The organism is Micromonospora sp. KC721 (genome assembly GCF_004348355.1).
In the GTDB taxonomy this organism is placed as follows: Bacteria; Actinomycetota; Actinomycetes; order Mycobacteriales; family Micromonosporaceae; genus Micromonospora.
The window spans coordinates 12,293-24,118 of record NZ_SMJY01000033.1; the positions used below are offsets into that span (position 1 = coordinate 12,293).

At 73.1% G+C, this 11,826-nt stretch carries 11 protein-coding genes and 1 pseudogene; 7 read left to right on the plus strand and 5 right to left on the minus strand.

The features are described 5' to 3' along the window. Positions 1-25: 25 nt before the first annotated feature. Together E1182_RS32080 and E1182_RS08820 are read right to left on the minus strand one after the other, a co-directional pair. The gene (locus E1182_RS32080) at positions 26-700 is read right to left on the minus strand and encodes a GbsR/MarR family transcriptional regulator (RefSeq protein ID WP_243706113.1); all 675 of its coding nucleotides are present in this window, start codon (positions 698-700) and stop codon (positions 26-28) included. Between the two features lie 93 nt (positions 701-793). Next, positions 794-934 (minus strand): helix-turn-helix domain-containing protein, encoded by a 141-nt coding sequence (locus E1182_RS08820; RefSeq protein WP_132262793.1) that lies wholly within the window; start codon positions 932-934, stop codon positions 794-796. A 218-nt stretch (positions 935-1,152) separates the two neighbouring features. Between E1182_RS08820 and E1182_RS32085 the strand changes: the two genes are divergently transcribed. Together E1182_RS32085 and E1182_RS32940 are read left to right on the plus strand one after the other, a co-directional pair. Continuing rightward, a complete protein-coding gene (locus E1182_RS32085; protein ID WP_132262849.1) occupies positions 1,153-1,911 on the plus strand; it encodes a CPBP family intramembrane glutamic endopeptidase in 759 nt (252 codons plus the stop codon). Further along, positions 1,908-1,979, plus strand: a pseudogene (locus tag E1182_RS32940) (DUF397 domain-containing protein); the annotation flags it as partial. The gene E1182_RS32085 and the pseudogene E1182_RS32940, both read left to right, overlap by 4 nt. 164 nt (positions 1,980-2,143) lie before the next feature. Here the strand turns inward: E1182_RS32940 and E1182_RS08835 are convergent. Beyond that, the gene (locus E1182_RS08835; RefSeq protein ID WP_132262795.1) at positions 2,144-2,557 is read right to left on the minus strand and encodes a hypothetical protein; all 414 of its coding nucleotides are present in this window, start codon (positions 2,555-2,557) and stop codon (positions 2,144-2,146) included. Positions 2,558-2,688: 131 nt separating this feature from the next. On the opposite strand from E1182_RS08835, the gene E1182_RS08840 reads away from it, so the two are divergent. Next, positions 2,689-4,305 carry a hypothetical protein gene (locus E1182_RS08840; RefSeq protein WP_132262797.1) on the plus strand — a complete coding sequence of 539 codons (1,617 nt, stop codon included), beginning with the start codon at positions 2,689-2,691 and terminating at the stop codon, positions 4,303-4,305. A 20-nt stretch (positions 4,306-4,325) separates the two neighbouring features. On the opposite strand, the gene E1182_RS08845 is transcribed toward E1182_RS08840, so the two are convergent. Next, entirely contained in the window at positions 4,326-5,582 is a 1,257-nt protein-coding gene (locus E1182_RS08845) for a hypothetical protein (RefSeq protein WP_132262799.1), read from the minus strand. 136 nt (positions 5,583-5,718) lie between these two features. Next, positions 5,719-6,630 carry a 2-hydroxyacid dehydrogenase gene (locus E1182_RS08850; RefSeq protein WP_132262801.1) on the minus strand — a complete coding sequence of 304 codons (912 nt, stop codon included), beginning with the start codon at positions 6,628-6,630 and terminating at the stop codon, positions 5,719-5,721. 82 nt (positions 6,631-6,712) lie between these two features. On the opposite strand from E1182_RS08850, the gene E1182_RS08855 reads away from it, so the two are divergent. From E1182_RS08855 to E1182_RS08870, 4 genes are read left to right on the plus strand one after another with little or no spacing between them, the layout of a single operon-like run. Then, positions 6,713-7,567, plus strand: a complete 855-nt coding sequence (locus tag E1182_RS08855) for a MurR/RpiR family transcriptional regulator (protein WP_132262803.1) — start codon at positions 6,713-6,715, stop codon at positions 7,565-7,567. A 12-nt stretch (positions 7,568-7,579) separates the two neighbouring features. After that, the gene (gene hutU, locus E1182_RS08860) at positions 7,580-9,265 is read left to right on the plus strand and encodes a urocanate hydratase (RefSeq protein WP_132262805.1); all 1,686 of its coding nucleotides are present in this window, start codon (positions 7,580-7,582) and stop codon (positions 9,263-9,265) included. After that, the gene (locus tag E1182_RS08865) at positions 9,262-10,461 is read left to right on the plus strand and encodes an allantoate amidohydrolase (protein WP_132262807.1); all 1,200 of its coding nucleotides are present in this window, start codon (positions 9,262-9,264) and stop codon (positions 10,459-10,461) included. The genes hutU and E1182_RS08865 overlap by 4 nt, the downstream gene beginning before the upstream one ends. Then, the gene (locus E1182_RS08870) at positions 10,452-11,804 is read left to right on the plus strand and encodes a formimidoylglutamate deiminase (protein ID WP_132262809.1); all 1,353 of its coding nucleotides are present in this window, start codon (positions 10,452-10,454) and stop codon (positions 11,802-11,804) included. The genes E1182_RS08865 and E1182_RS08870 overlap by 10 nt, the downstream gene beginning before the upstream one ends. The last annotated feature ends 22 nt before the right edge of the window (positions 11,805-11,826 follow it).

The following is an 11,826-nucleotide window of genomic DNA, read 5'->3' on the forward strand; positions in this document are numbered from 1 at the left end:
CGAGGTGGGCAGCCTTGTTGCCCGATCAACGTGCCGCGCGATCGGCCCCCAGCGCCCTGCGCACCGGCTGAGGCAGGGCATCCGGGTGGGCGTCCGCGAGGAGCCCCGCCCCGGTCACCCTGATGGTCAGCGGTGCCAACGCGTCAGGGTTCTCCTCCAGCCAGGTCAACACAGCCTGGAGACGCTGGGCGGGCCAGCCGAGAGAGTCGAGCAGCCGGGGAACCGGAAGAGGGGCACGGCAGTGGACGAGCGCCGACAGGAGGGTGGCAACCTGATGGCTGGTCTCGTCAGTCGTGTTACTGCTGGCGGCGCCCATGTCCGCGCCGAGTCTGCGGAAGAAGCGGGCCATGACGGTAAGTCGTTCGCGGGCACGGGGGCCGATGTCCGCCTCATCGAGGCAGTGCCGCGCGGCGGCCAGCCACCGCGTGTTCCGCTGGGCATTCAACTCGAGAAGGCGCGACCACACGTCGGATTCGACTGAATACCGGTCCTGGCGACGAATGGTCTGCCGGTACAGCACGGAGATTCTCTCCAGGTATCCCACCGCTCTGGAAACCGTGCCGTGCGTGATCCCGAGCAGGACGGAGAGCTGCGTGGTCGAGAGCGGAGCCTCCGCGAGGATGAGCGAGGCGAGAACCGCGGAGGCCGCCCGCGGCAGACCGCTGTCGTGGAAGAGGACGGACAGCGTCCGGATCCCCATGGCGGACGGTTGGCCACGCTCGGGTGGCATACCGGTGGACCCCTGTTGCGGGCTGGAACTCGGTGACGAGGTCGGCACCAGATAGGCATCCGCTCAACCCACGCGGAGCACCTCCCGACTGACCGTCGAGGTGGGACGGCCTAATCGGCGTGCGATGGCCGCGTACGAGTCGCCGCAGGCCAACCCCTGCGAGATCGCTTGCCTCTCCTCGGCACTGAGCCGTCTACCCGGCATTGGGCCTCCTACGGTCTCGGCGTTGCATCACGAGGCACTCATGCAAAGGACTGACCCCAGTCGTTGCATAACTCCCGCATCGTTGCGCCGTGATCCTGCGCGTTTAGTGGCATCAACCTACATTGCTGGTTGCAGGAACATTCAATGCAACGAGAGGTTCGCCCGTGTCCTATCACCGTCTTCCTCACGCACGCCCCGCTCCGTCCACGGCCGACGGCTTGCGGTCGGCGCTCGGCGACGAACGCCATTCCTGGCCGACCTCCCTGGCACTGCACCTGGCGCCCGGCATACCGATCGTCCTGGCGTACCTCTTCGTGACCGGCCCACTCGTTCGCGCGATCGGGTACCCGCCGTTCCTGGCCTGGGTGCTGGCAATGTGCCTGGGTTTGCTCCCGGTCCAGATCGGCGTGCTGTTCTGGCTGGGCACGCGTGCCAACGGACGCCGATCACTTCGCGGCGTGGTCGACTATCTGGGCAGGCCCGTGGGTCGATGGCCGCTCGTCGGCCTCGTCACAGGGCTGGTGCTGTGGACGTTCATCGCCGGCAGCCTCGCCCAGCCGATCGACCGCCTACTGTTGGCGCACCTGTTCACCTGGTTCCCGGGGGCGTCGGCCGTCTCCGGCACGACGGGCAGCTTCGCGGGATACCCGCAATCGACGGTCGTAACCACTCTCGTCGCGTCTCTGCTCCTGTCGGGACTACTCGGCCCGGTGGCGGAGGAACTCTACTTCCGCGGGTTCCTTCTGCCACGGCTGCCCGCCGGACGCTGGGCTCCCCTGGTGAACACGGCACTGTTCTCGCTCTACCACCTCTGGACGCCATGGCAGTTCTTCTCACGCATCCTGTTCTTCCTACCGACCGTGTGGTTCACGTGGCGGCGGCGGGACCTCCGGATATCCCTGTCAGTCCACGTCATCGGCAACACGATCGGCCAGCTACTCGGCCTCGTCGTGATCACCACCGGCTCGGCGACCTGAACACCTGGCGCAAGAGCACCAAATCCGGCTCCAGCGGCAACTGCGTCGAGGTTGCCGTACCGCCTGAGGTCGTCATGGTTCGCGACAGCAAGGACCGGCAGGGGGCCGGGGCTGTCCTTCATCCCCGACCAGTGGACCGGCTTCGTCCGGGGCATCAAGACCGGCACCTTCCTCGCCTGAGCAGCGGATGCCGGGTGAAGCAGGGAATCCACCCGGCTACCACCATCCCGGTTCAGCTGGTGGCGCTCGATGATGGCCGGATGGCGAACGGCCAGGGCTGTGGGCCGAAGAGATCGGTGCATGCCGAGAGCAACCGCCGCTGGGCCTCGACCAGGCGGGCGTTGGCGGGCCCCGGGTCGGCTTTCGGGTCGTTCTCCACGAGGAAACGCTCGGCCTCCAAGCCGGCCCAGTACAACTGCCGGCCGGCGTCACGGATGCCCGGATCGGTCGACCTGGTGGCAGGCATGCCGGGTCCCGTGCCCGCGCCGAAACCGAGATCCTGCTCGTCGAGCACTTTGGCCACGAAGCTGCAGGCGGCGGCGTACTGGTCAGCCGGCTCGGTGGGACTGGCCTGAGCGGCGGGCGCGCCGGTGGCCGTGCAACCGGAGACGAGCAGCAGAGAAGTGGCGGCGAGGGTACGGATCACCGCGGGAGGATAGCGATTATCCACTGTGGTCGAAAGGCTGTTTGATGGCGGCACTCGGCAACCGGCCACCCTCCTCGCGCCTCGTGGGTTAGGGTGACGCCCGGCCGGTCGCCAGTCGGGATAGGGATCGCGTGGTCGCACACCTCGAACCAGCGCACGTCAACGGGTCCGGCGCAGCCGTGGACGCCGCGCCGAGGCCCCGCCCGACCGTCCGCGACGCCGCCGCCGTCGCGATCCTGCTCGAACTGATCCTGGTCGTGCACGACGTCAAGACCATGCTGTCCGCCCCCTACTGGGTGGACGAGGCGTGGGTGGCGCTGTCCGTGCGGCTCCCGCTCGGCGACCTGCCGGTGACCACGTCGTCCAGCCCGCTCGGCTGGAGTTTCCTGCTGCGGCTGGTGCCCGACGCCGACCACCTGCGGGTGGTGCCGCTCGCGTTCCACGGGCTCGCGGTCGTCGGGGCGTACGCGTTCGGCCGGTCACTGCGGTGGCCGACCGCCGGCCGGGGCATCGTGGCGGGCGTCGCCTGCGCCATGGTGGTGCTGCTCCTGCCGGCCCAACAGGTCCGCCACGACCTCAAGCAGTACACCGCCGACGCCGCCGTCGCGGTGTGCCTGCTGGTGTTGGTCTCCTGGGCCGAGCAGGCGTGGTCCCGTCGACGGCTCGGGGTACTCACCGCCGCCGTCGCGGTGGCCATGCTGGTCAGTCACGTCACGGCGATCGTCGGCCCGTGCGTCTTCGGCGCGCTGTTGCTGACCACGGCGAGCCGGCGGCAGTGGTCCCGGGCCGTCGAGGTGGCCCTGGCCGGGTTGAACGCCGGGGTGATCGTCACCGCCGTCTACCTCGGCATCTCCTCCCGGGGACGGAACGAGGCAATGGTGCGGTACTGGGCTGACAGCTTCCCCGGCCCGAGCGAGCTGCCCGGCTACCTGGGCGACCGGTTCGCCGACCTGTCCCCACTGGTCGGCGCGCCCGGGCTGGTCGTCGTCGGGGCGCTCGTCGCGGGCACGGTGACCCTGGTACGACGGGAGCGCCCCGCCACCGCGCTGGCGGTGGTCCTGCTACCGGTGGTGGCGAGCACGTTGGGGGTCGCCGGGCTCTACCCGCTGCTGGAGCTGCGTACCTCGCATTTCCTGCTCGTCGCGGTGGCGGCGGTCGCCGGCGTCGGGGTCGCGGGGCTGGCGGACCTTGCCGTCACGCGGTTCGGCCCCCGGCTGCCCCGGGCCCGACCGGCGGTGCTGGCCACGGCGGTCTGCGCGCTGCTGATCGGTCCCTACGCCATCGGCAACGGCCACTGGTACCGGTTCGACGGCAACGAACCGGGGCTGTACTACACCGCCATCTCCGTGACGGACATCCGGTCGGCGACCGAGTACCTGGCCGCGCACCGCTCGGGCAACGACGTCGTGGTCATGAACGACGCGGCCTGGTACGGCTTCGCGTTCTATTCCGAGCGCGAGCCGATCGAACTGGTCGCGCCGTACGGCAACACGGTGGGCTGGTCGGTCACGATGCCCCGCCGGTCCGACGTGGTCGTGGTCGGCGGCCAGGACGCGGGCGGCGTACGCGCCGGCATCGAACAGGCCGTGGAGTTGGCCGGCCGGCGCGGTGCCGACGCCCGGGTCTGGTTGATCCGCTCGCACCTCGTCGGCGCGGAGCGGGACGCCTGGCGGCAGGCGCTCGCCGACTACCGGGTGGCGCAGGTCACCGACGGCGTCGAGCCGGTCGCGCTGGTCAGCCGGGGCTGACCGCCGGGACGGCGGGTCGGTCAGCTGCCCCGCCGCCACAGATCCCGCAGGGCGTCCCAGTCGCCGCCGAGGCCCTCCTCGCAGAGGGTCTCCACGTAGAAGGCACCCTCGATGTCGTCCCGGTCCCACCAGACACCGCAGATGGGCCGGCCGCCGTCGCCCTCGAACGCGTACTCGACGTAGCTGCCGCTCGCGCCGGTCACCCCGCCGGTCGTCCGGGTCGCCTCACGCATCCCCGGCGCCACCGTCGCGCCGGCCAGGTTGAGCTGCTGACGGTACGCGCGGGCGGTGTCCTTCTGCTTGCGGCCCTGGTGCAGCGCGAAGTGCAGCCACGCCCCGCCGTAGTTGCAGAAGACGTGCCGCTTCTCGTCGGCCGGCAGCTTCGGGGCACCGGCCTCCCCGTAGACCACGCAGCCGCCGAGGCGGGTCAGCCACGGCTCGGCCAGCGGTGCCAGTTCGCCCTCGAACTTCGCCTTGTTGATGGCGAACTGCTTCGCCTCGTACGGCGGCAGGGACGGGCTGGTCGACGGCCCGGGCGGGGCGGCGGTCTTGTCGGCGCCACCTCCCCCGAGGAAGAACCCGGCGGTGCCGGCGACCAGGGTGAGCACCAGCGCCACCGCGACGGAGATCCAGTCGCGCCGCCGCTTCGGCTCGGGACGCACGGGGGCGATCCGGGGGCCGGTCGACGGATCGAACGGATCGTACGGCGGGGCGCTGTCCTGCCGGGGGTAGGCCGGCGACACCGGCGGCGTGGAGACCGGGTGCGGTGGGGTGGAGACCGGGTGCGGCGGCGTGGAGATAGGAGGGGTCGACACCGGGTGCGGCGGCGTGGAGACCGGCGACGGCGACACCGGCTGGGGTGCCATCCCCTGGGACGGGTCGCCCTGCACCGCCCACGGCATCGGCTGCGCCTGCTGCACCGGCGGCACCTGGTGCATCGCCACGGTGGCGTCGTCGGTCGCCTGCTCGCCGTGGATCTCGTGGCCCAGCGCGCGGAACAGGTGCTCGGCGCCGGGGCTGCCGTCGGCGACGTACGCGACCCACGGCGCGGTGGCCTCGAAGTCGGCGGCCAGGTACGGCCGGCCGCCCCCACCGGGCGCGGCCAGCGCGTCGGCCATGCCGGCGAACGCACGCCGCCAGGCCGGGTCCTCGGCCACCACCGGTTCGAGCACGGCGACGGTCACCAGCCGGTCCTGCCCGTCCACGGCCCACCATGCCTTGCCGACCTGGCAGACGCCCATCATCTCGGTGAACCTGTACGGCCTCTCCGGCTGCATGCTGACTCCTCTGCTCACCCGCCCAGGGGATGGTACAGAGGACGCGCCCGTCCGTGCGGTGGCGCCGAATGCCGCATCCTGCGCCATCCGCACGCCATGACCCCGCAGGATGCCGCAATCGACGCCACCGAGGCGACTACTGTCCGATGACGACGTTCGCGAGCGGCTTGCCGGCCGCGTACCGCCGTACCTGGTCGACCAGGAGTCGGCGGGCCCTGGGGGCCAAGGCGGCGGTCAGGCCGCCGACGTGCGGGCTGATCAGGACGTTCGGTGCCGACCACAGCGGATGGTCGGCGGGCAGTGGCTCGGGTTCGGTGACGTCCAGGGCGGCGTGCAGCCGGCCCGCCTCGAGTTCGGCGAGCAGCGCCGCGGTGTCCACCACCCGACCCCTGGACACGTTCACCAGCAGGGCGCCGTCGGACATCCTGGCGAGGAAATCCTTGTCCACCAGGCCCTCGGTCTCCGGGGTCAGCGGGGTGGCCAGGATGACCACATCCGCCTGCGGCAGCAGTTCCGCGACGTCGGACACCGGCCGTACGCCGGAGCGGGCGCTGCGCGCCACCCGGCTGACCTCCACCTCGAACCCGGCGAGCCGGCGCTCGATCGCCGCGCCGATCGAGCCGTAACCGACGATCAGCACCCGGGCGTCGGCCAGCCCGGCCGACCAGCCCGTGGCCCAGCGGCCCTCGTCACCGGCGCGGACGAAGTCCGGCAGCCGGCGCCGGGCGGCGAGGGTGAGTGCCACCGCCAACTCGGCGGTGGCCGCGTCGTGCACGCCCCGCCCGTTGGCCAGGATCAGGCCGGGTCGCAGGAACGGCAGGACGTGGTCGTAGCCGGCGGTCACGGTCTGCACCACCGCGAGCCGGGGCATCCGGGCGATCGGCTCGCAGAGACGTGGATCGATGACCCCGTACGGGACCGCGAAGAACTCGACGTCGTCCAGGTGATCGGGGATGGGCTGAGTGCCGTCGTGGAGCGCGACGTCGAGATCGGCGAGGTCGGTCACCGCGTCGGGATGGGGAATCAGATAGCGCACGGTGACAAGCATGCCCGTCGGGTGTCGTCGAGCCGCACGGCGTCGCCGGTCCGGACGGTTGCGTGGTGAAAGTTTTCATGCATAGAGTCTGCGCATGAATGAAAGCGCTGCCGTGGCGGTGCCGACCGAACGGGTGCGCGACCTGTTCCACGGCGTGCGGCTCACCCCCACCCAGCGCCGCATCGCGCACTGCCTGGTGCAGCACGCCACCGCCGTGTCGTACCTGTCGGCCGCCGAGGTCGCCGAGCTGGCCGGGGTGAGCCAGCCCTCGGTGACCCGGTTCGCCATGGCGCTGGGCCACGACGGCTACCCGGCGCTGCGCCGCCGGCTGCGCGAGCTGACCACCGGGTCCACCGGCGGCGGCAGCGACGACGGCAACGAGCTGCAACAGGCGGTCCGGGCCGAGATGGCCAACCTGGACCGGCTCGCCGGCGAGCTGGCCGACCGGGGTCGGATCGCCGAGGCAGGGCGGCTGCTGGCGGCGAGCCGGCCGCTGCCGGTGCTGGGGCTGCGTGCCGCCGCGCCGCTGGCCGCCTACTTCGCCTACTTCGCCGCGAAGGTGCACCCCGACGTGCGGGTGCTCGACGACGGCGGAAGCCTGCTCACCGACCGGCTGGAGCAGGCGGCGGCGGCCGGGGCGAGCGCCCTGCTCGCCTTCGTCCTGCCCCGCTACCCGCGGGAGACGTTCGACGCGCTGCGGGAGGCCCGCACCGCCGGCCTGACCGTCGTGGCGATCACCGACTCGCCGGTCAGCCCCGCCGCCGACCACGCCACGCTGGTGCTGCCCGCCGCCGTCGGCACCGGTCTCGTCTTCGACCTGCACACCGCACCGATGGCCCTGGCCATGGTGGTCCTCCAGGCGATCTGCGACGCCGCACCGGCCGACACGCAGGCCCGCCTGGAGGCGTTCGAGTCGTCCGCCGCCCGTCGTCAGTTGTTCCTCGGCTGAGAGGAGTCGAAAATGCACCAGCCCGTCCGCGCCGCGCGCGGCACCGCGCGCACCGCCCAGGGGTGGCCGCAGGAGGCCGCCCTGCGGATGCTGATGAACAACCTCGACCCGGAGGTGGCCGAACGCCCCGACGACCTGGTCGTCTACGGCGGCACCGGAAAGGCGGCACGGGACTGGCCGTCCTACCACGCGCTGGTGCGGACGCTGACCGAGCTGCGCGACGACGAGACGATGCTGGTGCAGTCCGGTCGCCCGGTCGGGGTGCTGCGTACCCACGAGTGGGCGCCCCGGGTGCTGCTGGCCAACTCCAACCTGGTCGGCGACTGGGCCACCTGGCCCGAGTTCCGGCGGCTGGAGCAGCTCGGCCTGACCATGTACGGGCAGATGACCGCCGGCTCGTGGATCTACATTGGCACCCAGGGCATCCTCCAGGGCACGTACGAGACGTTCGCCGCCGTCGCGGCGAAGCTCGCCGGCGCCCGCGGCGACGGGCAGGGGGCCGGCGGAGGCAGCCTCGCCGGGACGCTGACGTTGACCGCCGGCTGCGGCGGGATGGGCGGGGCGCAGCCCCTGGCGGTCACCATGAACGGCGGTGTCTGCCTGATCGTGGACGTGGACCGCACCCGGCTGGAGCGCCGGGTGCACGACCGCTACCTGGACGAGGTGGCCGACTCGCTGGACGACGCGGTGCGGCGGGTACGCGCCGCGAAGCGGGACCGACGGGCGCTGAGCGTCGGCGTGGTCGGCAACGCCGCCACGGTCTTCCCCGAGCTGCTGCGCCGGGGCGTCGAGATCGACATCGTCACCGACCAGACCAGCGCCCACGACCCGCTGTCGTACCTGCCCGAGGGGGTGGAGCTGGCCGACGCCCGGGACTACGCGCAGGCGTCGCCGGCCGAGTTCACCGACCGGTCCCGGGCGTCGATGGCCCGGCACGTCGAGGCGATGGTGGGGTTCCTCGACGCGGGCGCGGAGGTCTTCGACTACGGCAACTCGATCCGGGGCGAGGCACGCCTCGGCGGGTACGACCGCGCGTTCGACTTCCCCGGTTTCGTGCCGGCGTACATCCGGCCGCTGTTCTGTGAGGGCAAGGGGCCGTTCCGCTGGGCGGCGCTCTCCGGCGACCCGGCCGACATCGCCGCCACCGACCGGGCCGTGCTCGACCTGTTCCCGGAGAACGAGTCCCTGGCCCGGTGGATCCGGATGGCCGGCGAGCGGGTGGCCTTCCAGGGCCTGCCGGCGCGGATCTGCTGGCTGGGCTACGGCGAGCGGGACGTCGCCGGGGTGCGGTTCAACGAGATGGTCGCTTCCGGCGAGCTGAGCGCGCCGGTGGTGATCGGCCGGGACCACCTGGACTGCGGCAGCGTGGCCAGCCCCTACCGGGAGACCGAGGCGATGGCCGACGGCTCCGACGCGATCGCCGACTGGCCGCTGCTCAACGCCCTGGTGAACACGGCCAGCGGGGCGTCGTGGGTGTCGCTGCACCACGGCGGCGGGGTGGGCATCGGCCGGTCGATCCACGCCGGCCAGGTCTGCGTGGCCGACGGCACCGCGCTGGCCGGGCAGAAGATCGAGCGGGTGCTCACCAACGATCCGGCGATGGGCGTGATCCGGCACGTCGACGCCGGCTACGACGCCGCCCGCGAGGTCGCGCGGCGTACCGGGGTCCGCGTGCCGATGACGGAGCCGGCCTCATGAGTGACCTGGCCGGCCGGTTCCGCCGGTTGTGGGACGAGATCGCCCCGGTGGGGCGGGACGCGGGCAGCGGCGGTTACCTGCGGTACGCGCTGACCGAGCCGGAGCTGCGGCTGCGGGAGTGGTTCCGCGACCAGGCCGACCGGCGGGGCATGCCGGTGACCGGGGACGGCAACGGCAACCTGTTCGCCTGGTGGGGCGACCCCGCCGGAGGCGACGCGGTGCTCACCGGCAGCCACTTCGACTCGGTGCCGCACGGCGGGGCGTACGACGGGCCGCTCGGCATCGTCAGCGCCTTCCTCGCCGTGGACGAGCTGCGGGCCGCCGGGGCCGCCCCGGTCCGGCCGGTGGCGGTGGCCGCCTTCGTCGAGGAGGAGGGTGCCCGGTTCGGCGTACCCTGCCTGGGGTCGCGGCTGCTCACCGGCCAGATCGCGGTGGACCGCGCGGCCGGGCTGCGCGACGCGGCGGGGGTCAGTTTCGCCGAGGCGCTGGGCGAGCGGCCGGCGGGTGGCGACCTCGGGCTGCTCGGCCGGTTCACCGCCTTCGTGGAGCTGCACGTGGAGCAGGGCCGGGCGCTGGTCGACGCGGACGCCCCAGTCGCGGTGGCCAGCGCGATCTGGCCGCACGGCCGGTGGCGGTTCGACTTCCACGGCGAGGGCAACCACGCCGGTACGACCCGGATGGCCGACCGCCGCGACCCGATGCTGACGTACGCGTTCACGGTGCTCGCCGCGAACAAGGAGGCTCGGCTGCGGGACGCGCACGCCACCATCGGCCGGGTCGCGGTCGCGCCGAACGCCACCAACGCGATCCCGTCGACCGTCACCGGCTGGCTGGACGCCCGGGCCGCCGAGCCGGAGACCCTGCGCGGCCTGGTCGAGGCGGTACGGGTCAAGGCCGCCGACCGGGCTCGACGGGACGGCACCGTGCTGACCTGCACCGAGGAGTCGGCGACCCCGCCGGTGGCGTTCGACGCCGGGCTGGCCGAGCGGCTGGCCGGGCTGCTCGACGCCCCGGTGCTGCCCACCGGGGCGGGGCACGACGCGGGGGTGCTCGCCGCGCACCTGCCCACCGCGATGCTGTTCGTCCGCAACCCGAGCGGGGTGTCGCACTCCCCCGCCGAGTCCGCCACCGACGCCGACTGCGCCGCCGGGGTGCGGGCCCTGGCCCGGGTGCTGGAGGAGCTGGCATGCCGATGAGATGGCTGGCCGAGTACGCCTGGCTGCCCGACCACGCCGAACCCACCCCCGACGTGCTGATCGAGACCGACGGGGGGCGGATCACCGCCGTCACCCCGCTGACGGCAGGCGGGCCGACGGCCGGCGTGGAGGTGCTCGGTGACGCGGTCCGGTTGCCCGGCCTCACCCTGCCGGGCCTGGCCAACGCCCACTCGCACGCCTTCCACCGGGCGCTGCGCGGGCGCACCCAGGGCGGCCGGGGTGACTTCTGGACCTGGCGGGACGTCATGTACGAGGTGGCGGGGCGGCTCGACCCGGACTCGTACCTGGCCCTGGCGCGGGCCGCGTACGCCGAGATGGCGCAGGCCGGGGTCACCTGCGTGGGTGAGTTCCACTACCTGCACCACGGCCCCGACGGCACCCCGTACGACGACCCGAACGCGATGTCCGCCGCGCTGGTCGAGGCCGCCGCGCACGCCGGGATCCGGCTCACCCTGCTGGACGCCTGCTACCTGACCTCCGCCGTGGATGGTGCGCCGCTGGCCGGGCCGCAGCGGCGGTTCGGCGACGGGGACGCGCTGCGCTGGGCGGAACGGGTCGACGCGTTCACGCCGGAGGACGACCACGCCCGGGTCGGCGCGGCGATCCACTCGGTGCGCGCGGTGCCGGCGGAACAGCTCGCCACGGTCGCCGGCTGGGCCGACCGGCAGGGCCTGCCGCTGCACGTGCACCTGTCCGAGCAGCCCGCCGAGAACGACGCCTGCCGGGCGGTGCACGGGTGCAGCCCGACCCGGCTGCTCGCCGACCACGGCGTGCTCGGCCCGCACACCACCGCCGTGCACGCCACCCATCCCACGAGCGCGGACGTGACGCTGCTCGGGGAGAGCCGCACCGGCGTCTGCCTCTGCCCCACCACCGAACGGGACCTGGCCGACGGCATCGGCCCGGCCCGCCGGATGGCCGAGGCCGGCAGCCCGCTCAGCCTCGGCAGCGACAGCCACGCGGTGGTCGACCTGTTCGAGGAGGCCCGCGCGGTGGAGCTGGACGAGCGGCTGCGTACCCGGCGGCGTGGGCACTTCACGTCCGTCGAGCTGCTGACCGCCGCCACCGCGGCCGGGCACGCCGCGCTGGGCTGGGGCGACGCCGGTCAGCTCGCCGTGGGGATGCGTGCCGACCTGGTCACCGTACGGCTCGACAGCGCCCGCACCGCCGGGGTGCCGCCGGTCGGGGCGTTCTTCGCCGCCACCGCCGCCGACGTCGTACAGGTGGTGGTGGACGGCCGGGTGGTGGTGCGCGACGGCCGGCACCTGACGGTGGACGTCCCGGCCGAGCTGCACGCCGCCGTCGAGGAGGTGACCGGGTGACCGGCGACGACCGGGCACGCCA